19 protein-coding genes are annotated in these 21,512 nt (G+C 40.4%); 11 read left to right on the top strand and 8 right to left on the bottom strand.

Annotated elements, in window-relative coordinates; genetic code table 11:
* Nucleotides 1–34 precede the first annotated feature (34 nt).
* Both BQ5321_RS00875 and BQ5321_RS00880 read right to left on the bottom strand, forming a co-directional pair.
* Nucleotides 35–718, bottom strand: a complete 684-nt coding sequence (locus BQ5321_RS00875; RefSeq protein ID WP_139187734.1) for a response regulator transcription factor — start codon at nt 716–718, stop codon at nt 35–37.
* A gap of 102 nt (nt 719–820) precedes the next feature.
* Nucleotides 821–1,603 (bottom strand): DUF4230 domain-containing protein, encoded by a 783-nt coding sequence (locus BQ5321_RS00880; RefSeq protein WP_187143707.1) that lies wholly within the window; start codon nt 1,601–1,603, stop codon nt 821–823.
* 554 nt (nt 1,604–2,157) lie between these two features.
* Between BQ5321_RS00880 and BQ5321_RS00885 the strand changes: the two genes are divergently transcribed.
* A complete protein-coding gene (locus BQ5321_RS00885) occupies nt 2,158–2,793 on the top strand; it encodes a hypothetical protein (RefSeq protein WP_071392751.1) in 636 nt (211 codons plus the stop codon).
* A 255-nt stretch (nt 2,794–3,048) separates the two neighbouring features.
* On the opposite strand, the gene BQ5321_RS00890 is transcribed toward BQ5321_RS00885, so the two are convergent.
* From BQ5321_RS00890 to BQ5321_RS00905, 4 genes are all read right to left on the bottom strand, one after another.
* Nucleotides 3,049–3,318, bottom strand: a complete 270-nt coding sequence (locus BQ5321_RS00890; protein WP_071392752.1) for a hypothetical protein — start codon at nt 3,316–3,318, stop codon at nt 3,049–3,051.
* A gap of 342 nt (nt 3,319–3,660) precedes the next feature.
* Nucleotides 3,661–3,900 carry a hypothetical protein gene (locus tag BQ5321_RS00895; RefSeq protein WP_071392753.1) on the bottom strand — a complete coding sequence of 80 codons (240 nt, stop codon included), beginning with the start codon at nt 3,898–3,900 and terminating at the stop codon, nt 3,661–3,663.
* Between the two features lie 206 nt (nt 3,901–4,106).
* Nucleotides 4,107–4,586 carry an SRPBCC family protein gene (locus BQ5321_RS00900; protein WP_071392754.1) on the bottom strand — a complete coding sequence of 160 codons (480 nt, stop codon included), beginning with the start codon at nt 4,584–4,586 and terminating at the stop codon, nt 4,107–4,109.
* Nucleotides 4,587–4,667: 81 nt separating this feature from the next.
* Nucleotides 4,668–5,540, bottom strand: coding sequence for a hypothetical protein (locus BQ5321_RS00905; protein WP_071392755.1), 873 nt, complete (start codon nt 5,538–5,540; stop codon nt 4,668–4,670).
* 278 nt (nt 5,541–5,818) lie between these two features.
* On the opposite strand from BQ5321_RS00905, the gene BQ5321_RS00910 reads away from it, so the two are divergent.
* From BQ5321_RS00910 to BQ5321_RS00930, 5 genes are all read left to right on the top strand, one after another.
* Entirely contained in the window at nt 5,819–6,382 is a 564-nt protein-coding gene (locus BQ5321_RS00910) for an anthranilate synthase component II (protein ID WP_071392756.1), read from the top strand.
* A 22-nt stretch (nt 6,383–6,404) separates the two neighbouring features.
* Nucleotides 6,405–8,180, top strand: coding sequence for an aminodeoxychorismate synthase component I (gene pabB, locus BQ5321_RS00915; RefSeq protein WP_071392757.1), 1,776 nt, complete (start codon nt 6,405–6,407; stop codon nt 8,178–8,180).
* Nucleotides 8,181–8,486: 306 nt separating this feature from the next.
* A complete protein-coding gene (locus tag BQ5321_RS00920; RefSeq protein WP_071392758.1) occupies nt 8,487–9,374 on the top strand; it encodes a DUF2935 domain-containing protein in 888 nt (295 codons plus the stop codon).
* Between the two features lie 554 nt (nt 9,375–9,928).
* Nucleotides 9,929–10,729: a CPBP family intramembrane glutamic endopeptidase gene (locus BQ5321_RS00925; RefSeq protein WP_071392759.1), complete on the top strand. Its 801-nt coding sequence runs from the start codon at nt 9,929–9,931 to the stop codon at nt 10,727–10,729.
* A 114-nt stretch (nt 10,730–10,843) separates the two neighbouring features.
* A complete protein-coding gene (locus BQ5321_RS00930) occupies nt 10,844–11,695 on the top strand; it encodes a nucleotidyltransferase domain-containing protein (RefSeq protein ID WP_071392760.1) in 852 nt (283 codons plus the stop codon).
* A 192-nt stretch (nt 11,696–11,887) separates the two neighbouring features.
* Here the strand turns inward: BQ5321_RS00930 and BQ5321_RS00935 are convergent, their stop codons facing one another.
* Nucleotides 11,888–12,676: an FAD synthetase family protein gene (locus BQ5321_RS00935; protein WP_071392761.1), complete on the bottom strand. Its 789-nt coding sequence runs from the start codon at nt 12,674–12,676 to the stop codon at nt 11,888–11,890.
* Between the two features lie 783 nt (nt 12,677–13,459).
* Between BQ5321_RS00935 and BQ5321_RS00940 the strand changes: the two genes are divergently transcribed.
* Nucleotides 13,460–14,755, top strand: a complete 1,296-nt coding sequence (locus tag BQ5321_RS00940; RefSeq protein ID WP_071392762.1) for an MFS transporter — start codon at nt 13,460–13,462, stop codon at nt 14,753–14,755.
* Nucleotides 14,756–14,846: 91 nt separating this feature from the next.
* On the opposite strand, the gene BQ5321_RS00945 is transcribed toward BQ5321_RS00940, so the two are convergent.
* Nucleotides 14,847–16,646, bottom strand: a complete 1,800-nt coding sequence (locus BQ5321_RS00945; RefSeq protein ID WP_071392763.1) for a helix-turn-helix domain-containing protein — start codon at nt 16,644–16,646, stop codon at nt 14,847–14,849.
* Between the two features lie 182 nt (nt 16,647–16,828).
* Between BQ5321_RS00945 and BQ5321_RS00950 the strand changes: the two genes are divergently transcribed.
* The 4 genes from BQ5321_RS00950 (at nt 16,829) to BQ5321_RS00965 (ending at nt 21,278) form a co-directional block, all read left to right on the top strand.
* Complete coding sequence (locus tag BQ5321_RS00950) at nt 16,829–17,725, top strand: alpha/beta fold hydrolase (RefSeq protein WP_071392764.1); 897 nt, start codon at nt 16,829–16,831, stop codon at nt 17,723–17,725.
* A 24-nt stretch (nt 17,726–17,749) separates the two neighbouring features.
* Nucleotides 17,750–18,937: an acyl-CoA dehydrogenase family protein gene (locus BQ5321_RS00955; RefSeq protein WP_234978341.1), complete on the top strand. Its 1,188-nt coding sequence runs from the start codon at nt 17,750–17,752 to the stop codon at nt 18,935–18,937.
* Between the two features lie 67 nt (nt 18,938–19,004).
* Nucleotides 19,005–19,985: a VOC family protein gene (locus tag BQ5321_RS00960; protein WP_071392765.1), complete on the top strand. Its 981-nt coding sequence runs from the start codon at nt 19,005–19,007 to the stop codon at nt 19,983–19,985.
* 252 nt (nt 19,986–20,237) lie between these two features.
* Nucleotides 20,238–21,278 (top strand): AbrB family transcriptional regulator, encoded by a 1,041-nt coding sequence (locus BQ5321_RS00965; RefSeq protein ID WP_071393017.1) that lies wholly within the window; start codon nt 20,238–20,240, stop codon nt 21,276–21,278.
* Nucleotides 21,279–21,512 lie beyond the last annotated feature (234 nt).

Raw genomic sequence — 21,512 nt, forward strand, 5'->3', positions numbered from 1 at the left:
AACGGTTCCCCCTATCAGTACATGTTCATAATCTCTATAAAGTGATGGCCATATATCCTAGCCCTTTTTTTGTCACAATAGCGTCTGCTAAATTGATTGTCTCCAGCTTCTGCCGCAAACGGGTTATATTCGCAGTGAGGGTATTGTCGTTCACGAACTGCTCGTCCTCCCATAGCTTTCGTATCAAGTCATGGCGCGAGATAATGACATTGTTCGATTTCACGAGCGTGATCAGTATAAAAGATTCGTTTTTTGTTAAATCCACTTCTTTCCCAGCGCTTCCAATTACACCTCGATTTAAATCAATCAAAGCGCCGTTCCATTCAAGAATATTCGATTGGTCTTCGCCATAAGCATAAGTCCTCCGGAGAATTGCTTGAATTTTGGCATAAAGCACGTCTGTATGAAACGGCTTCTGGATGAAGTCGTCCGCCCCCATGCTCAGCGCCATGACCATATCCATTGGATGATCGCGGGAGGAAAGGAAAACAATGGGTACTTTGGATACAGCGCGAATCTCGCGACACCAATGAAAGCCGTCAAATTTCGGGAGTGTGACATCCATGATGACGAGCTGAGGCTGTTGTTCAAGAAATGAACGCATCACACCTTCAAAATCATCTGGTCTCGTGACCCGGAACGACCAAGCCTCTAAACCCTTCTTCAACGCAGCAAACAAAGCATCATCATCCTCAACAACAAATATGTTTATCTTCATCGAGCCGGCCCCCTAGTATCGCAAATTTGTCTGCTGTAAATAAAATCATTTGACGTAACAAATTATTACCCTTCATTAATGTATCATAGACAGATTAATGTTTCACCTGTGGGAGGGACCTGTCCCTCCGTCCCTATACGTAACCTCTACCGTATAATCAATATTCTTAAAGAATTCTTTTAATACTTTTTCGGCATTTTTTTCTGCGGTTTCTAGTAAGCCGATGGAGAGAGCTTCTTGGCGCATTTGCTCTTGGGCCTCAGCGACCTTCTGGAACCCCTCATCCATTTTAGTGTCCGCACGGAACAGTCCGCCATTTTCAAAGGTTTGTATGTTATCCATCTGTAGTGCTGGATCCTGGATCAGCTTCGCATGTGGAAGGGTAATCTCTATCTCTTTAGTTTCTTCATTAATAACCATGTCCTCAGACGTAATTCCCTTCAAATCAACACCAGCGATAACGGTCCCAGGTACAATAAATAGCAGTTCGCGCTTGGTTCCGGGCAAGTTCTTAGAGATGTCTTTCCCGAAAATCTTATTATCCTCTTCTTTAATAACTGCCTTAATATGAGCCTCGGCGGTTGCCAATGTGGCAAGCTCTTGAACCTGTTCAACAAACGAGACAGACTTCTGTTTGAAGGTATTGCCTCCAAATAGCCAAAATCCTCCTGAAGCGATAACTAATAATACTAGGATGGCCAAAAGAATCTTCCATCCACGAGCTTTAAAGAACAACCCTTTTCGTGGAGAAAACGATCTTGTATTATGCTCTATTGCAATAGCGGCAGCACTTTGCTCCCGTGCGTCCTTTAATTCTATTAACTGCCTTTCCAGCTCTGCAATTCTTTCATTCTTTTCTTCTATCAATTCTCGATGCGTATCCATTTTTTCACCCCCTTCATTTTTCCCCTAATCAAATTCGCTCGTCGAATTTGCGTCCGGATTTTTATCGAGCTCGCTCGATAAACTACCTTAAAAAAATCACAAGACTCGCCGGAGGCTTAACTTCATTCAGCCGGGGTTTGTACCCCCACTGAATCGAAGGACCATTTGCCTTCATCCCCCACTTGTAGAAGTGGAGGATTTCTGTACCTGTCGCAAGCTTTCGGTACAAAAGGCATTTGCTGAATGAAGTTAAACTGCTAATCCATAATAGCACGGGACTCGGGGACAGGTCCATTGTCCCAAAAGATAAGGAATAACTAGAGTGATTTTTTCAAAACGGGTATTGTATCAGTAGTTGTTGCGTTTCAGTGATAGGATAAGCACTAGTGTTAGGAATCTATGAAGAACCTCTATGAAACATCAGAAGAGTCATCATGTTTCGCATTCACCCCGTGATGTTACCTAATAGTAGGTCTTATTTACTATATTCATATAGTAAAATTTTACCGATTAATATATACTATAAGAAAATAGATAAATGGAGGCTTTTACATATGAAAAAGTTTTGGTGTTTCACCTTGGCTATGCTTTTAAGTACTAGTTTGGTAGCCTGTGGTACGGATGAAGGTGTTGGAGAAACCGAAGATGCAACAACCTCAACTGAAGTCGAGGAAACGGAAACCGAAGAAACAAGCAATGAACCAATAATCTTGGAAGAAGCCAAGTACGCAGAGGCTTTGATGGAAGACATCCAAATATTAACGGATGAACAGCTTGAACTTTCTCAAGAATCATATGATTTTATTGTTGCAAATCATTCTTTACTACCAGCGAAAACGGATGAAGCCATAACAGAGGCTAAGGGAAAAGTGGATACTTCTGTAACAGCCAAACATTTAAACAAAAACGCTCAACCCTATTTTCAAACGTTCGTTTCCTATCAAGGAAATGTTGTTAGTGTAGAAGAAGCACCATTAGATAATGGAGAAACGATTTCAATCACTCATGTATTAGATGACGAAATGAACTCCTATCAAGTGCTTCTGTATAAAACCACGGGTGATATTTTAGAAGAAGATTTGGTGCAATTCTGGGGAGTGCCTGTAGGGGCATCTAGCTTTGAAAATATCTCTGGTGGAACAACGAATGTCCAAAACTTTTTCGGAGCTCATATAGAAAAACTGAATTAATTGGATTGAACTCCTTTCAATTCATTGGAAGGAGTTTTTTCAAGAGTATTAAGTAAGGGATAAAAGGTAATATTCTCTGGGAAGGAAGCAATCACTTAAGGGAAAAGTGCGGATGGTACTCGCGTTTCTACTACAAGAATTAAAGGGAAGGAAGGATGTTATCTAGGGAGATAACAAGCAAACTCTGCAGAGGTGTAACTCCAGAGAGTTCGCTTGAACGAATGCTTGAAGCGGCAGAGCCGTCATGGCGTTTCATTATGGCTCATCACGATTTTGGGAGTCTGTATTGTTCTCTACATCACCCTCTCCCACCTCGTGACCAATGGTAGCGCCTGAAACCCCACCTATAACCGCACCGAATAGTCCAAATGGAGCACCTATCATAGCACCCGCAACGGCCCCATTCAAAGTTCCCGTTGTTTCACCATTGAAAGTGGCATCTTGATTAGCATTACCACCAGCTTGGTTATCGCTAATGTCTTCTCCATTTCCGCCTAAATTGTCGCGTTCGTTACTCTGATTCATCGATTCACGTCCTTGTTTCATAATCGGGAATAGGCTAATGATGTAAACACAGCATCCCAAACATATACTACCCAGTTGCCGTAGTTTTACTCGCTGGAACGAGGGGACAGGTTCGTTATCGCAATGGTACATAATGGGAGGGAAAACAAAGTAAGCCATTTCTCAAGAATCAGAGAAATGGCTTTTTTGAGACTCCCACGTCTAAAGACGGTCTGCGACCTGCATGAGCTTTCCCGTTCGGAAAATCTGTAATCATTAATAAATCTGGAACTAGCCCCATGATCCTTCCGATGGAGGGGGCTTGCAATCGCTTGGAAAACAACGTGGTTCGATTGGTTGACCTTAGTTTAATCCGAACTCTCCAGCAAATTGCTTCACAACTCCGGCTACTTCCTCTAGCTTTTCTGGCTTTAATAGACTAATCATCTTAGGGAGAAACACTTGAATATCTTCTTGTGAAAAAGTCCCCTCCGTTAGCTTCTTGAAGTTTTCTGTTAGAATTTCCTTCGCTTCATCCTCCTTGCCTTCTTGAACTCTTTCTAAAATATAATTTAAAAACATTTCTTGTCCTTGCTTATCCATTCCTTTTGCCTCCTAAAGAGTTGAATTTTAACATCATTCAGTTTTGGTTTATACTATAACACCAAATAGTGCCATTTTAAAGTGGGACGCGATGTCTGAACTGCACCCCAATTGTTAGACACAAAAACTAACAATTGTGGTGCAGTTCAGTCTTGTCCCAAAATACAGCGGCAATGACCGTCCCTGTACCCCTTATAAAGTAATGGTTAAAGAAGGGGCTGCATCTTTACAAGTTGAGCCTCAAGGCGATCCAAATTCTGTTCATTACCTGATTCAGCGAATATCTTAACATTGTTAAAGATTCGTTCAGATTCAAAAGTCTGGCGCCAAGTGAGTCTTGTATTGTGACCAAGTTCCTCGAATAGGGCTGTTATCTGATATTTAGGACTTGAGACATGATTTAAGACAATCCGCTCAGGCTTATCGATTTCGATAAAGATTATTTTATTCGAAAAGTCGGTTCCGTCGGGGCTGTGCATAGTGAATTCCCAAGTCCCCCCAGGTTGCATGTCGAATTTGTGAAAACTATTTGTAAACCCAGAAGGTCCCCACCACTTGTCCAAGTAGTCTGGATTTGTCCACGCTTCAAAAACAAGCTCCCGTGGCGCCTCAAAGATGCGTGTATGGATCAGCTCACACTCCCCCGTTTTTGTTTGATTATTGTTTGTTGAACTATTTTCACTCATGTATTTACCTCCAAAGTAAGTGGGACGAGGTCCGTTGTCCCAAGTATAAGTAATATAAGAGAATATCAAGAAAACCATATATTAATTCGGGACAGTGGACCTGTGTCCCACTCCGTATAAGGTGTCTAATATCCATACTGAGATATTCATCCAAAGGATCATCAGGATGCTAATGGGCCAGAACCAACCCTCTTGGAAAATTAGCAAATGATATTTGTACCCTGTGTAAATCATAACACCTACCAAGGTCGATGCTGCGATTTTCAAAATCCACTGATGTTGTATGTATCCCCATATAATCAGTGGATAACAAATAGAAAAAAAGATCACATAAAGACTATAACGGCTTATTTTAGGGTTAGAGAATAAAGTTTCCGAAAATCGCATCAGACCGGTTAAATCGAGTATCCCCCACAGTAACAGAATGGTGCAGATTGGGAACATACCCAAATAGATATAGCCGTAATACAATATAGGTCGAATACCTCGGATTAAGCGGTTATACATCCATTTTGAAAGGGTGAAAAATAGCAACAATCCAAAGAAGGTCATCCAAGTTTTCCACCAATGTTGACGATAGATGTCCATTGCGATAAAGAGCTCTTCCACCGCACAATAAAAGAGCGCAAAGGCTACCTTCCAATAAAATCGTTTACGCTGAACGGATAGGAACAGTGCTGAAGATGCGACACCGAACTGCGAGAAAAGATTACCCGCTAACACATCATTAAAGGAATCGAGGTTTGGATTACGTATGATTTTCGGATAATAGACATACGCGTCAAAATAAATCAGGATTATGGTTTCGAAATATAAAGGAAGTGCGACGAGCGTCAAAAAGAATGCAAAGGTTCTGCAACGGTTTTCGGAATGATAAACGGTATAAATGATTTGAATGATAGATAGAACACCTAATAACAAATACCAAATCGTATGGGACCAGAATAAGTTCATAGTATTTTCCTTCATATTCATTAGTGTAAAAAGCTTCACTCATTGATATTTCCACAAAAATCACAAATAACAAGATAAAAATATTCATATTGGTTTTATTATGGATAATTTTCTTCCAATAAACCCTCTATTTTATCATTTGCTTGGAACAAAGGTATTATCCGTAATAAGTGGGACGAGGGACCTGTCCCAACTTCACAATTACCCTTCTATTATCTATAATTAACCTATTGTTGAATGAAAAAAATTTATGATAGATATAGGAGCTAAATAGTACATTGATTTTAGTTGTGGATAACTATGACTCTTTTACATATAACCTTGTGCAATACATTCAAGAAATCGGGCGGGATTTGGTTGTGCGGCGGAATAATGAAGTGACTTTGGACGAAATTCAGACCATGAAGCCTGAGGCGATTCTCCTTTCACCCGGCCCTGGAAATCCGGATACGGCAGGGATTTGTTTGGATATTGTAAAAACATACCATCAAGACATTCCGATATTGGGCGTCTGTCTGGGTCATCAAATCATTGCCCAAGCGTTTGGTGGGAAAATTAAAAAAGCGCAGCAGCCGATGCATGGAAAGATTTCGCTAATGGACCATGATCAGCGCTCGCTTTTTAAAGAGTTGCCCACCCCTACACCCATCACCAGGTATCATTCCTTGGTTGTCGACGAAGCCACGCTTCCCGACTGCCTCGAAATCACGGCTCGCAGTGAGGATGGAGAAATTATGGCCCTCCGCCACAAGCGTTTCAGCGTGGAAGGAGTTCAATTCCATCCTGAAGCAATTTTAACGAGCAGCGGGAAAAGGATGATACGAAATTTTTTCGAAAAATAATTAAAAAGGGAAAAGAAAGCAAATGAATAATCAAAATCAACCACTATTATCCTTTGAATTTGCCTCTTCTACTGGTGAAATTCAACCAATGGTATTTAGTGAACCATTGAAAATCATAGCGGCCAACAGGCTGGAGGACGTGAGCGTATGTTTTCAGGAGATTCAGGAGGCGATTGAAGCCGGATATTATGCGGCTGGATATCTTTCGTACGAAAGCGCGCCGGCATTTGACCCAGCCTTTCAGGTGAACGCGAATTCGACGATGCCTTTCTTATGGTTTGGCATTTTTTCCGAGCCTCAATCCGGAACGCTGAGTAGCCCTGGTACCTATTCGCTTACGGAATGGGTTCCCTCTGTTTCAATGGATGAATACGATGCTTCGATTCAAGCCATCAAGCGGGCGATTGAAGCGGGTAACACCTACCAGGCTAACTATACGATTCGCCTTCATTCCCAATTTACAGGTGACGATATCGCTTTTTTTGATTTTTTAAAAAGAGGCCAGGCCGCCGATTATTGCGCTTATTTGAATACAGGCGACCACCGAATTCTCTCCGCATCGCCAGAACTTTTTTTCCACCTACAGGGTGAGCGCATCACGACCCGCCCCATGAAGGGAACCATTAAAAGGGGAACTTCATTTTTCGAGGATAAGGAAAAGGCGAGCTGGTTGTATCATTCGGAAAAAAATCGGGCCGAGAACGTGATGATTGTGGATTTACTGCGTAATGATTTAGGGGTGATAGCCGAGCCGGGGTCGGTGGAGGTGCCCAAGCTATTTGAAATTGAGCCGTATCCGACGGTCCATCAGATGACCTCAACCATCACGGCAAAGCTTCGAGAGGGTACGGAACTAGTCGATATTTTTCAAGCGCTTTTTCCGTGTGGCTCGATTACGGGTGCGCCGAAAATTAAGACGATGGAGATTATTTCGGCGCTGGAAAAGGCCCCGCGAGAGGTGTACTGCGGAGCGATTGGCTATATTACACCGCATCGTGAGGCCATTTTTAATGTACCGATCAGGACGGTTGTGATGGATTCAAAAACAGGAAGGGCGACATATGGCGTGGGCGGTGGGATTACATGGGATTCCACGACAGATGGTGAATACCATGAAATCCTGGCAAAATCGAAGCTGCTTGAAGAGAATCGCCCTGAGTTTCAATTACTAGAAAGCCTGCTCCTCAAGGATGGGGAATTTTTTCTGTTAGAGGAACACCTGACCCGTTTAAGCCAATCTGCCGAATACTTTCGTTTTCCGTTGGATTTGAACAAGGTCTCCCAAGCATTGGAGACACTTGCCAAGCAAAAGCAAGAGGGCGATTTCAAGGTCCGCTTTCTTTTATCGAAAAAGGGAGAGTGGGAGCTAGAAGCGCAGCCCATCACACCGCCGGTGACGCCGGTAAAAGTAGCCTTGGCAGAAGAACCGATCGATAAAAACAATCCATTTTTCTATCACAAAACGACGAATCGAACGATGTATTCGTATTTTCAACAGCAGAACCCGGCTGTGTATGACGTGCTGCTTTGGAATCAAGAGGGGGAACTGACGGAATTTACAAATGGCAACGTCGTCTTAGAAATGGATGGGATGAAATGGACACCCCCGATCCAAAGCGGACTACTCGCCGGTACCTTCCGAGAACACTTACTACAAACCGGAGAAATCCATGAAAAAGTACTAACAATCGAGGACCTGAAAAAAAGTAAAAAACTATGGTTTATCAACAGTGTTCGGCGGCGGGTAGAAGTTCAGTGGAACGAGGGGACAGGTATGTTGTCCCAAAAGGTAAGGTAATGTAAGAGAATATGATGGAAGCCATATCACATCGGATTAGAGTGATATGGCTTTTTTATTTCTTGATAATCGGGATAATGATGAGTCCCGTTTCCCTTAGAGAATTAGCTGTATGTAGCGGTGAGGATTTAGTTGAATTGGAAGTATTTGGTGGGACAAGGAACCTGTCCCTCCGTCCCGCTTATTTGACTGTATTATTTTTTACTCCCTTAACATATCTTCATAGTGGTATAGATTTATCTTATGAATTTTATATATTTGAATTTTTGAATGAGTTAAATCTGAAACTGAAACTGGAGGTTGGTTATGTATCAGCATCATATACCCGGGCATATTACAACAGAGCAGTTTAATCAAATGCTGGTCCCGCCTGAGTCTTTTGCCGCAAAGCCGGAGCCGCTGAACGAAGCATTATTTATTGGCCGTTCTCTGACTGAAAACCGCTTTTGGCTCAGGATAATGAAGGAGCATGCGCTATTCCTAGGAGAAGGTTTTAGCAGAAATGATAAGCCTCTTATTCAACAAGCTGATCGTTTTTATCACTATTTTGAACAGCAGGAAAAGAAAGCAAACCAGATGATGAATAATGTTGAGCAGGTGCGGAAATTAAATGAGGAAAGTATTGAACTAGTCTATGGCTTTCGAAATTTTAAAAGAAACCTGCTCATCTTGATTGTGAACTGTAAAATTAGTGGATTTAATTTTCCCTTGCTTGTTGATCATATTGCGCGTGAGGCAGAATATTTTATGAGAACGTTAAAAAAATTAAATCAAGGCATTTTAGAGCCGATTCAAGACGCCATTATCAATGAGAATGTATTCTGGTTACGGATTATGATGGAGCATTCTCGATTTATATCGGCTTTACTTGACCAATCTGAGAGAAATTTAGTCAACCAAGCGCGAAAATTTGGGGATGATTTTGAGATTCTATTAAACCAAGCTAGAGACGTAGAGTCGATGTTATATCGTAAAAGTCCTACGTATCCAATCATAAGCAAAATGAACAAGGATAGTGAAAATGCAGCGGCTGAAATTCAAGCCTTTAAGAAGGCGGGGCTGGCGCTTATTCAGTCCTGTCAAATTCGAAATGTCATCAATCCGCTCTTAGCTGACCATGTAGTTCGCGAAGCTGGACACTTCCTTTACATGACCAAGGTATTGGAAGAACGACTAAAGCAAAAGATGGGATAGGGGACAGGTCCGTTGTCCCAAATAGTAAGTAATTTAAGAGAATACGAGGGAAGCCATATCACAATGGAATATAGTGATATGGCTTTTTTATATCCTAATAAATCGGGATAATCATCTGTCCGGTTTCCTTTAGATAATAAGCTCTAGGAATCGGTGAAGGTTTAGCTAATTTGAAGTATTTGGTGGGACGAGGGACCTGTCCCTGTGTCCTAAATAGTGGTAAAATATGTATGTCAAGAGCCTGTTTTCCCAATGTTTTTTTAATTACCCTTTAAAGATAAACATTCATTTTATAAAAGGCTGTGTTAAACATGAGTGTTGATTTTCGTTCCAGGCACTTCGCTTTCCTGCGGACGACCGCCGAGCCTCCTCGCCACTGATTGCCTGCGGGGTCTCGGCTGCCTCGCTTCTCCCGCGAGAGTCTGCGTGCCTGCGGGGTCTCGACTGCCTCGCTTCTCCCGCGGGAGTCTGCGTGCCTTCCACTACAATCAACCTGCTAAAAAATCAACAATGTACTTTAACACAGCCTTATAAAAAAGAAAGGGAGAAGTATCATGAAAGGGAAAAGGATTACTGTCATGTGGAAGTATGTAATCAATGCATACTTATTGTTTTGGGTAATGGTCTTAGGACTTGGCGGGCTGGTATCGCAGGTACTGCACGGTACGCCAGCGGCGATGCAATGGGTTGTTGTCATATGCAGCTGGTCTCCGACGATTGTGCTCCTTGTGATGCTGAAAAAGCTCAAGCCTGGAATTACAGTAAAGGAATTTTATCAAAAGGCGTTCAAAGAAAAATTGCAAATGGGCCCTATTTTATTAGTATTTGTCATCGCATCAGGTGTTCTCATATTATCGGCGTTGATTCTATCCATTACCCAAAAGACGTCCATCAATGAGCAGTTAATCTTTGATTGGTCCATATTGCCGAGCGCACTTTTGTTTACGCTTTTACAGGGAGCTTCCGGCGAGGAATCAGGCTGGCGTGGGTACCTACGTCCGGAATTAGAGGAGCGATATGGATTCTTGAAAGGGAACGTTACCTTGGGTGTAATCTGGGCGTTCTGGCACGCACCGCTTTGGTTTGTCTCAACCGATTACACCGGCTGGTCACTGTTTCTTTATATCATTGAAAACGTAGTGCTCCTAACCGCATTGACCTTTATCATGGCTATTATAATGAAGAAATGTGATAATCTTTTTTATGCCTTCTGGGTTCACTTCTGTTTTAATTTCTCGATGGTGTTCTGTCCGGATGATACTTATTTCTTTGTCGTCTTTACCGCACTGTATCTGGTCGCTTCATTAATATTACTGGGACAAGGGGACAGGTCCGTTGTCCCAAAAGGTAGGTAATGAAAGAGAATATGAAGGAAGCCAATATCAGGTTGGATTGTAGTGATATGGATTTTTTTATGATATTAATAATTGGGGGATAATAATCTGTCCCGTTTGGGAGTTGAAAAATTTATGGCTGTAGAGAATATATTAAATGAAATCATTAAGGAGCTGAACGGGGTACCTGGCATTGTAGGGGTTGTTTTAGGAGGTTCAAGAGCAAGAGGCACTAATCATCCCGATTCTGATATTGATATTGGAATTTACTATGATGAATCGGCTGGTTTCAATGTCAACGATGTTAGCAAGGCTGCTACTAAACTCGATGATGAACATAGAGAGAATGTAGTTACATCTTTAGGCGAATGGGGTGCTTGGATAAACGGTGGTGGATGGATTATTGTTCAAGGATATCACGTTGATTTAATCTTTCGCGATATCAATAGAGTCGAGCGAGTCATTGATGAATCCTTATTAGGTAACGTTTCCGCTCATTACCATACTGGACATCCACATGCCTATCTAAATGTTATGTATATGGGTGAAGTCGCCATCTGTAAAATATTAGATGATAAAACAAATCGAATAGCCGAGCTGAAAGCCAAAACCATGCCCTATCCAAAACCTTTAAAAGATGCAATCATTGGCTACTTTATGTTCGAAGCATCCTTTTCACTAATGTTTGCGAAAGATAATATCGATAAAGATGATATTTCGTATGTTACAGGGCATTGTTATCGATCCATCTCATGTCTGAATCAAGTCTTATTTGCTATGAATGAAGAATATTGCATCAATGAGAAAAAGGCAGTTCGAATGATTGACGGGTTTGATACAAAGCCACAAGACTACAAGAAAAGAATAGATAAAATATTCACCTTGCTTTCTCTAAGCATAGATAGGACAAGACAAGGGCTTGAAATCCTTGAAGAGCTTATCTCTGAAACGCGCGACAAGGGGACAGGTCCCTTATCCCAAAACTAAATCATTTAAGAGGATACAAAGAAAGCCCTGTCACATGGATGATAGTGATAGGGCTTTTTTATGATATTCATAATTTGGAGGGGAGACCTGTCCCCCGGCCCAGCGAATATATAATAGAAGAAACTCGGTTTTTTCCCTTTCAGGGCATAAAAAGTTCCATGTCCACAGGCTTCTTTCAAAGAGCATAAAGAATTAGCTTGGTACGGTTTCTAATTGGTCAACCCATTGGATTGTTAATAAATTCGGTAAAGTAGACGTTTCATAGTGAATCTGAATATGTTTTTTACATAGTACAGTTGCAACACATTCAATATATAAATTTCGCGCTTCAATCAATACTTTATAGCTGCCTACATTGGGTAATGAATAATTGGGTAGTAAACCATTCTTTTGACAGTACTTTGTTTTATAAAAGGATCCTAATAAACTCGGTAATTCATTCAATTTCCCCTCTGTTAAATATCTCCTAATCAATGTTGAACTAATTTTTTGTTCGTTCCGTGTGAATTTCTCGACAACCGTTAGACCTACTTGCTGCGTAGCTGCATAAGCTGCTAATGTATCAACAGTACCACTTGCCTTTGCCCCATATGTGTAATCGAATCCACAAATAATTTCTTTTGCATTTAACCCTATGATATAGTCAGATAAAAATTGATCAGGCTCTACTTTTGCTAATTCTTTGGTGAATTCAACCACGTAGAAAATATGTACACCCAGTCTTTCTAGCTTTTCAGCTTTTTGTTCTAATGGCTCTAAATAGAAAACTTCTTTATTGGGAAATAACACACTTTTAGGATGCGGAAAAAAAGAGAGTACTGCTAATGATAAATTTTGTGATTTGGCTTTTTCCTTAGCTGTTTGAATGACCCTTTGGTGTCCTAAGTGCACACCATCAAAGTAACCAAGCGCCATAGCCACATCAGGAGCCGATTGTTTAATCTCTTGTAAGTTATGAGCATTCACAAAAACAATTTGCATGATAAAACCCTCCTTTTTTCTGTCTAACTTCCGTTTGTGCGACTTCATCAATTAAGTCTTATGGTCCGTGTTCCTTTTATTTGGATAACCTTTCATATCATTCCTCGATTCTTAACCTATGTTTTAATCATAAATGAGTCTATTTAAAAATATCATTTTAAATTTTATTGAAAATTCAGATAAAAACAATAAAATTTATACAAAACCAATTATGAATCTTTTTTTTGTCAGTTTTTGGGTAAATTCAGATATACCAACCTTTTCTAGCGTTAAAAATACCATTTTTAAAATGAAAAATTATCTCTTTTCTTTTTTTATTCTCTTTCCAACTTAAATGAGGATCTTCAATTTTTCCTTGTAAATCTCTTTTTTTTCAAATAGAATACATTTCATGGAAGATTCATTTACCGAATTTTCTCACAATTCTATTATTTTCTTAAAAGAAGGCTCTGTTATTGTGGAAGGTTGAAAAATGCCTATAGGGTGTGCGGGCAGCTATTTCTTTTCAGCATGAAAAACTTGCTGAACGCATGCCCCATAGGCATTCAGAGAATGAACACTAGTGTTTAACAAAGCCTAAAAGAAAGTAATAATCATTTTGAAATGTGCATTTCTTGCATAATAAATGGAGGTGTGAAAGTATTCTAACGATTCTTTGAAACTCTAACAATTGACTTAGGGGAAACAAGAAGACTTGAAACTGTCTTCAGTTTTCTGAAAAGTCTAATAATTCTATGAAGGTCGATGCGGAGGGGAAAATACGAAATATAGGGAGGATTTTACATGCGTTGGGTTGTATTAGGGTTTCTTTTCTTACTATCTGTATTAAACTATACGGATAAATCAGTTTTAGGATTAGCTGCAGAACCAATCATGTCTGAACTAAATTTATCTTATGATCAGTTTGGTTTAGTAGGAAGTAGCTTCTTCGCTGCATACGCTGTCGGAAGTATTCTTTTAGGTACATTAACGTATCGCTACAACACAAAATATTTATTAATGATGATTGCTTCTGGATGGACCCTTTCATTAGTAAGCGCTTACTTTGTAGAGACGTTAACACACTTAATTTTACTACGTATTGTCTTAGGTTTCTTCGAAGGTGGTACGCTCGGTTTATGTCTAGTACACCTAGCACGATGGTTCACTAGTGCACAACGTGGTGTTGCAACAGCTATTATGACTTCTGGTACAACAGTTGGTACATATTTAGCTGCACCACTTTTAGTTACGGGCATTACCAACTATGGTTGGCAGCATACTTTCGCATTGTTAGGGGTAGCTAGCTTAGCATGGGCACTCTTCTTCTTCTTTATGAGAGACGAGCCAAAGCAACCACTGGTCGAAGACGTCAAATCCTTAGCTTCTAACAAGGAAGTACCGTTCAGGTATATTTTAAAAGTACTAATCAACCCGTATGTATTATCAATTTTAGTTGTAGGTTTCGTATCGATGTGGATTACAACTTGGGTTCTTACTTGGGCACCAACTTACTTAACACAAATCGTTGGTCTTGAGCCACAAAGTATGAGCTTAATTTTCGCTGGAATGGGTATTACAGGTACAATATTCGCCATTTTTGCAGGTAAATTTACAGACTTCTTATTCAAGAAAAATAAAAGCCTTATCAAATCCTATGATCGTGTATTAGTGACCGTATTGCTAGTTGGTGCTGCCTCTTACGCCATGACAACGATTGTATCTTCACCGGTTTTAGCATGCTTGTTCTTAGGGGTGGGCTTAGTCATGAACACAAGCTTATTACCGTTAAATGCCGCGATTAAAACGTTAATTATTCCGAAAAATCTAGTAGGTAGTGTAACGGGGATTTCTTTATCTATTTCAAGTATGGCTGGTGTAATCGGTCCATGGATTACTGGTTACTTTATTACACTTGCAGGAGATGACGTTCGCTCTGGCTTCAACTCAGGAGTGTTATTAATAGTTGGTTTATACGTTGTAACGGCAATCGTGTTATTGGCTACACGTAAGTTAAAAATTACAGCAACTGAGAAAGAAGATGCACGTCGTGCGATTGAAGAAGAACAAATGAACTTAGGAGTTTCTGTAGAGCGGTAAACTCCCCCCACATGTTTGAAGTGAGGGATTCTTGTTAAAAAGAGACGGGAGACAAACTCGAAACATGAGTCTGTCTTCTGTCTCTTTTTTATCATGCAAATTCCTCAAAGCTTAAGCTATTTGACAATATGAGCGCCTGAATCACTAACAAAGTATACGATGCTGTTGATGCGTTTTTTAGTGAAATTTGCAGCAGCTCTTCAATTTGCTTTATACGATATTGGACACCGCCGATGGATAACATCAGCTCGTCCATCGTTTCTTTTAAGCGCTGGCTATTTAATAAATAGACGTAAAGCGTGTGCAACAGCTCCTTTTTGCGAGGGTCGTCGAATTGGTATAAGTCCTTTAACGTCTTTTTCGCCATTTCATGTAGCTGTTCGATACTCATGTTCTTTACAATATCACCAAGAATCCCCAAATCCTCGTAATCGGTTAGCAGCATTTGATTGGGGAAGCGCTGTGCGATTCGTGCCTCTTGTAGAGAACGTTCGAAATCCTTAAAGTGGGTATACTTTCCGCTAAGCCCGATTGAATAGTGATAGTTGCTATTTTGCTTCTCCATCTTTTGAAAAATATTCGTGATTTTCTTTTGCCAACCTTGCTCATCACTTAATGAGTTAAGGAGCGCGATTTCTTCCCCAAGCACTGCAAAAATACATGGTAAATCCCACGCTTTTGCCAATTTCGACAGCTGTGTGAGCTGGTCATGAATATCAATAATTTCGTTATTTTTCTGTTTCTTTTTCACCCGAATAATACCTGTATAGAACGGGGGCTGAAACTTAAACGGTAAAAATTTATAGTAGGATTCAATATCCTTGATGTTTTGATTATGAATTAAGCGCTCTAATAGTGAACTGCGCATACGCTGCTGCTCTTCAAACTGCGCCTCCTCATATAAAATACATAGGGCCACGACTGTTGAAATACGCTCTAAAAATAAGTGATCGTTTTCATCCATATGCTCTTCCTCAAAGTAGAAAAAAGAACAGGTGGCATAATTTTTTTTATTAATAAGAACAGGTGCTGTCAATTTCCAATAGGTATTAGCCTTGTAATGTGAAACGTTGTGCTTGCCATTAAAATGCGATAATTCCGCCTTATCTTTATTAATGACTAGCTGCTGTTCGTCTGTTAAACCCATTTGACTTAACGGAGACCCGTGAATATCCTCAATTAAAATGGGGATGTTCAACAGCTCATATGCAGTCTGCACAATTTCATCCATCGAATGCTTATCTGTTACCTTTTGCGTGAGTTGGCCCTGAAACATTGAAATTTTTTCGAGCATTTGCTTATGATGCAAAAGTGTATCATAGGTCATTTCAAGCTCAGTCAGAATATTGTCGTTTTGATAAAGTTGAATAAGCTCCTCTTTTTCTTCAAGCCAGTCACGTTCCAAACGCACTTCAAACTCACAGCCTGAATCCCCTTTTGCGACGCACTTGTGCTCAATGGCAATAATCGACACACCATATTCATATGACAATGCCCCACTCGCAAAGCCACATAACATATGACAAACACATTCATTTGCCAAACCATAATTTTTCAGGTGTAATGCTGCTTCGAATGATTCTACCCATTGTCCCCTCGTGTTGATACATTCAATCGTGTTGTCCGGATGGCGGACAATTTCTCCTGTGAAAATAACATCCTTCACGTGACCTAAGCGCGAATGTCTCTTACCAACACGATTGATCGAGTTTTTATCTTGGAGATAATTTCTTGCTGATTCCATGCCAAATTCTTTACCAAATCGGAAGAGGAAACCTTTCGTTTTATGAGAGCCAATGTTGTCATTTAAATTATTTTTTAGTGTGTGGAAGGCATTTGCCGACATTAAAATATTTTTCGTTTCGCTAGAATCAAAAGCAACTTCACTCATGAAAATCACATCCTCATTTCTTTTTCAACTATTACCATCTTACAAAAGGGCTGTTTGGTTTTCAATAAATTTTAAAGATTTTGAATACTCACTCCATAAAAATCACTATTATGTTAAACGTATATAAAAGATATACTCAAAATCATAAATAACAGCCAATTAGCACAAGGGGGAACAAAACGTTGACAATTTTTGAAGGGTTTCATAATAGTTTCGTATTAGCAAATGGTGTACGTACCCATTATTCCTGGGCCGGGACAGAAGGACCAGCAGTCATTTTGCTACATGGTGCAGGGCCTGGAGCTTGTGGTGCAGCGGGTTGGCGTTTTATGTTACCTGCATTAGCAAAGGCTGGTTTCCGCGCATACGCAGTCGATCAACTATCAATGGGCTTAACAGATGCACGTCCTCACGCATGGCCAGTAAATGGTCATCAAAGCTTAGTGGATCATGTACATGATTTCATTGAAGCATTATGTCTAGATGAGGTATCAGTTGTCGGCAACTCGCAAGGTGCTTACATTGCCGCTAAATATGCAATTGACCATCCGGAAAAAGTAAATAAGGTTGTTTACATCGGCAGTAATACCATTTATCAAGCGATGCAAGAAGTACCTGAAAGAAAGCTGCGTTCATTCTTAGAAGTGATTGGGTACGACTATACAGAAGAATCGTTACGTAAATTCTTGTATCGCAATTCAAGTGAAGACACAGTGATTCCGGAAGAACTCATTCAACTACGTCATCAAGCTGCGACTCGTCCAGGCATAAAAGAATCAAATCAAGCCTTCGATGCTTACTTAGCCAGAATGAATGAAGAACCAAAGCTTTGGAATCGATATTGCATTAAAGAGACGTTACCGAAATTAAACATTCCTGGTTTATTCATTTGGGGTAAACAAGATGCTGTCGCACCAGTGGAGACAGGATATAAGCTTGAGAAATTATTACCGAGCATTACATTCAAATATATTGAAAACTGCGGTCACCAAGCACAAACGGACCAACCAGAAATCGTCAATAAGCTTGTCATTGATTTTTTAGCAGCAGAAAAAGATCAAACCGTTACAGTACAATAAATAATTTTTGAAAGGAATGATTACATGGCAACGGCAATGGAAAACAAAGTACTTTTTGAAAACAAAGCGCTTTATGTGGAAATGATGGAAAAAGCAAAACGTATCGGTGAAGCGGCAGAGTTAGGTGCTAAGGAAGCAGATCACAACTCGACGATTTCTCAATGCGTCGCAGATATGATTCGTGAGGAAGAAATTCACCGTTTAATTTTACCAAAGGATTTTGGTTATCCACAGCTCGATTGGCGTACATTCGTTGATATGGTAAGTAAGGTTGGTTACTATAATTTATCTGCTTCATGGTTAACCTACTTCTTCTCGGCGCACAACTCTTGGGTATGCTACTATCCAAAGCATATTCGTGATGAAGTCATTAACCAAGGCGGATTCGTAGCCGACGTATTTGCACCAGTTGGAAAAGTGGAGCAGGTTGAAGGCGGCTATACTGTTTCAGGTGAGTACCATTTTGTCAGTGGTATCAATTTCTGTGACTGGGTTGGCGTTGGGGCAATGATGCAATTTGAAGACAGTGACAAGCCTGAGCGTGTAGGTATTTTGTTAAAGGTGTCTGATTTAGAGGTTGTGAAAGATTGGGATCCCCTTGGTCTACGAGGAACAGGCAGCAATACATTAATTGTCAAAGATGTTTTCGTTAAGCCTGAGGCGATTTTACGCTTTAGCAAAATTATTGAAAAGAGCCAACCACCTTATGAGGATTTCGACCAAGACTACTTATACTACAACACACCATTCTATCCTGGTTTCTACGTAGGGTTCGCAGCCATGGCTGTTGGGGGCGCAGAGCGTGTCATTGATGAATTCGAAAAGCATACAGCTGGTCGTGTTCGCTTCTCGGGTGTAAACGAAAAAGACTCCCCTACAAGCCAACGTGTGCTTGCTAAGTTAAAAATTGAAATGCTTTCCGCTAAAGCTTTATTAACTGAATACATCACCATGATGGAAAATGATAAAGGCGGTCCGTACGAGGGAGCAAAATACAAGGCCATCCGTGCTGAAATTATCGAAAAATGTACTCAAATTGGCGTAAAAGCGCTATTGACTTTAGGCGGGCATGCCTTATTAAAAGGGCATCCAGTCGAGCTATTCACTCGTGATTTAATCGCAATTGGAACACATATAACCTCTTTATATGAAGATGGCATGTTAGGCTACGGAAGACATTTATTCGGAGTGAATACAAACATCCAAGGATAATAGTTAATTGTGATTTGCATTTTACATGCCTTCTTTTATTAAAAAACTACCTATGAGGTGAATATAAATGGAAAAATTTCTTTACGCACCGGAAATTGCCAAGCTAGGACACGTAGCCTTAGTGTCGGCAGACCTTGAAAAATCCTTACGATTCTTCTGTGACATAATCGGTTTAGAAGAAACAGAAGTTGTAGATGGCGTACACTACTTACGTGCATGGGGCGATTTCGAGCACCATACCTTGTCCATTAAAGCGGGTGAAACATCTTACATTGATCATATTGGATGGCGGACAAAACGCCGTGAAGACGTCGCAACTTTTGCAAAATTATTAGAAGCTGCCGGGACAGAAGTACATTGGATAGCAGCTGGTGTGGAAGCCGCACAAGGGGAAGCAATCCGTTTCAATTTACCAAGTGGTCACCGCTTTGAACTTTACTATGATATGGAAAAAACACCTGCCGATGAATCTCGAAAATCAGTACTTAAAAACCAAACCTATAAACCTTGGGCAAAAGGTGTATCCCCACGCCGTATCGATCACGTAAACCTACAAACCTCTCTTGATAATGCTGAAATTGTAAACTATTTAAAAGAAGCGTTGGGCTTTAAATTACGTGAATATTTTGTAAATCCGGATGATGTTCAAGTAGCAAGCTGGTTATCTGTAACAAACTTAGTACATGATGTAGCCATGATGTCTACAGCCCGTTCAAAAGCGCCGAACGAAATGCACCATATCGCCTACTGGTTAGACAACGCACAAGACATCCTACGTGCGGCGGACATTTTACGCGAAAATGATGTACCATTTGTAGGTCCTGGTAAACACGGTATATCTCAAGCCATGTACATTTACGTTAAAGACCCAGGAAGTGGCTTACGTGTTGAAATCTTCACAAATAGCTACTTAATCTTCGAGCCAGACTGGGAGCCGGTGAAATGGACTTATGAGGAATATTTGAAATATGGTTCTTCCTACTGGGGTGATCGTCGCCGTGATGACGTGGACCGTGAAGCACAGGAAAAAGAATTATTAAATTCATAATCATTACCACCAGTGTTCATCTCTATGGACGCTGGTGGTTTCTTAAGTAATAAATACAGAGTTCCATTTTGCACCATGTATTTCCTTAGCACTATGATTCAATAGTGACCACATAGCATATAGTAGAATATTTTACATATGATTAAAATACCTGTTAGAGGTCGTGTCGAAACTATCTTTTTCATACCTATCACGGGTTAAACCGTTGATACATCAGCTTTTATGGAGGGAGGGGTGTTACTGTTGAAGGCAATGTTAAAGGTGTTAGTCTTATCTTTAATCGGTGGTTATATTTTTAGCCTGTTACACATCCCTATTCCATGGATGCTTGGCCCAATTGTTGTCGTCATGGTGGCCCAATTTATTTATAAAGGACCACTCAAATGGTCTGGTCATTTGTGTGATTTAGGTGTCGTCACGGTTGGTACGGTAATTGGTGTACAATTTAACACCGGTTTATTCGGCGTGATGGGCTCCATTTTATTTTATATGATCATGCTAAATGTTATTTTAATCGGCGGCTCAATCGGTATCGCCTACTTAACGAGTAAATGGGCAAAAATTCCGATGAAAGCGGCTGTGCTAAGTTCGATCCCAGGTGGTTTAAGTCAAATCGTCGTGTTTGCTGAAGAAGAAAAAGTGAATGAAATTGGCGTTATTACTTATTTTCAAGTCATTCGGTTATTACTAGTCGTTGTAGTTGTACCCTTTATTGTCGCTGGTCAAGTCATGAGTAAGCCGCCAGCCGATGCTAAGATAACGATAAGTTTAGTCTTATTAATTGCACTTGCATGGGGATTTTCCTCATTAACGCAACGCATCCATTTGCCCGTCGCCTTTTTCATTACACCCATTATTCTATTAATTTTGTTACAACTTTCAACACCCATCGCCATGCCACAAGTACCTGGAATTGTCATGGACGTTGCACAGCTACTCATTGGTGCTCATATCGGCTTAATGCTCAAGCCCGATATGATTAAGCTTCCAGTACGTGTACTTGTAGGCGGTATTTTCAGCGCATTCGCACTGATTGCTTTAACCTTCGCTTCAAGCTTTTTAATGTCGTTTGCAATGAGCTCAACATTCGCTACAAGCTTCCTAAGCACAGCCCCAGGCGGCTTAGATCAAATGGTCGTATTAGCTAATGCCGTAAAAGCAGATGTCTCGCTTGTTTCGATGTTCCAAACCTTCAGGCTCCTATTTATTTTTGTTTTCATCATGCCTTTGCTGAAAATATTCTACCATTGGAAGGATAAAAAGGCTTCTCTACAGAAGAGAGCCGTGTTGTAGCAGATTAATAGGTAGAGGCTTATTCTGAAAAAAATTAACTTCATTCAGCAAATGAATGCAAATGGTACTTTTCGATTCAGTGGGGGTTCAAACCCTGGCTGAATGAAGTTAAGTCTTCGGCGAGTCTGGCGATTTTTTAAAGGTAGTTTACCCGATCAGCTCAGGTAATCCGGACGCAAATTCGACGGACGAATATAAACAAAAATAAGAAAGGAACACCTATTATTTGGAAAA

This window comes from Bacillus tuaregi (genome assembly GCF_900104575.1).
Classification (GTDB): Bacteria; Bacillota; Bacilli; order Bacillales; family Cytobacillaceae; genus Bacillus_BD; species Bacillus_BD tuaregi.

Coding starts and splice junctions, on each gene's coding strand:
- BQ5321_RS00905 (WP_071392755.1), bottom strand. CDS start 5,540: ATGAACTTATTCTGGTCCCATACGATTTGGTATTTGTTATTAGGTGTT.
- BQ5321_RS00890 (WP_071392752.1), bottom strand. CDS start 3,318: ATGAATCAGAGTAACGAACGCGACAATTTAGGCGGAAATGGAGAAGAC.
- BQ5321_RS00925 (WP_071392759.1), top strand. CDS start 9,929: ATGAAAGGGAAAAGGATTACTGTCATGTGGAAGTATGTAATCAATGCA.
- BQ5321_RS00885 (WP_071392751.1), top strand. CDS start 2,158: ATGAAAAAGTTTTGGTGTTTCACCTTGGCTATGCTTTTAAGTACTAGT.
- BQ5321_RS00880 (WP_187143707.1), bottom strand. CDS start 1,603: ATGGATACGCATCGAGAATTGATAGAAGAAAAGAATGAAAGAATTGCA.
- BQ5321_RS00955 (WP_234978341.1), top strand. CDS start 17,750: ATGGCAACGGCAATGGAAAACAAAGTACTTTTTGAAAACAAAGCGCTT.
- BQ5321_RS00965 (WP_071393017.1), top strand. CDS start 20,238: ATGTTAAAGGTGTTAGTCTTATCTTTAATCGGTGGTTATATTTTTAGC.
- BQ5321_RS00900 (WP_071392754.1), bottom strand. CDS start 4,586: ATGAGTGAAAATAGTTCAACAAACAATAATCAAACAAAAACGGGGGAG.
- BQ5321_RS00960 (WP_071392765.1), top strand. CDS start 19,005: ATGGAAAAATTTCTTTACGCACCGGAAATTGCCAAGCTAGGACACGTA.
- BQ5321_RS00895 (WP_071392753.1), bottom strand. CDS start 3,900: ATGGATAAGCAAGGACAAGAAATGTTTTTAAATTATATTTTAGAAAGA.
- BQ5321_RS00940 (WP_071392762.1), top strand. CDS start 13,460: ATGCGTTGGGTTGTATTAGGGTTTCTTTTCTTACTATCTGTATTAAAC.
- BQ5321_RS00945 (WP_071392763.1), bottom strand. CDS start 16,646: ATGAGTGAAGTTGCTTTTGATTCTAGCGAAACGAAAAATATTTTAATG.
- BQ5321_RS00935 (WP_071392761.1), bottom strand. CDS start 12,676: ATGCAAATTGTTTTTGTGAATGCTCATAACTTACAAGAGATTAAACAA.
- pabB (WP_071392757.1), top strand. CDS start 6,405: ATGAATAATCAAAATCAACCACTATTATCCTTTGAATTTGCCTCTTCT.
- BQ5321_RS00920 (WP_071392758.1), top strand. CDS start 8,487: ATGTATCAGCATCATATACCCGGGCATATTACAACAGAGCAGTTTAAT.
- BQ5321_RS00930 (WP_071392760.1), top strand. CDS start 10,844: ATGGCTGTAGAGAATATATTAAATGAAATCATTAAGGAGCTGAACGGG.
- BQ5321_RS00875 (WP_139187734.1), bottom strand. CDS start 718: ATGAAGATAAACATATTTGTTGTTGAGGATGATGATGCTTTGTTTGCT.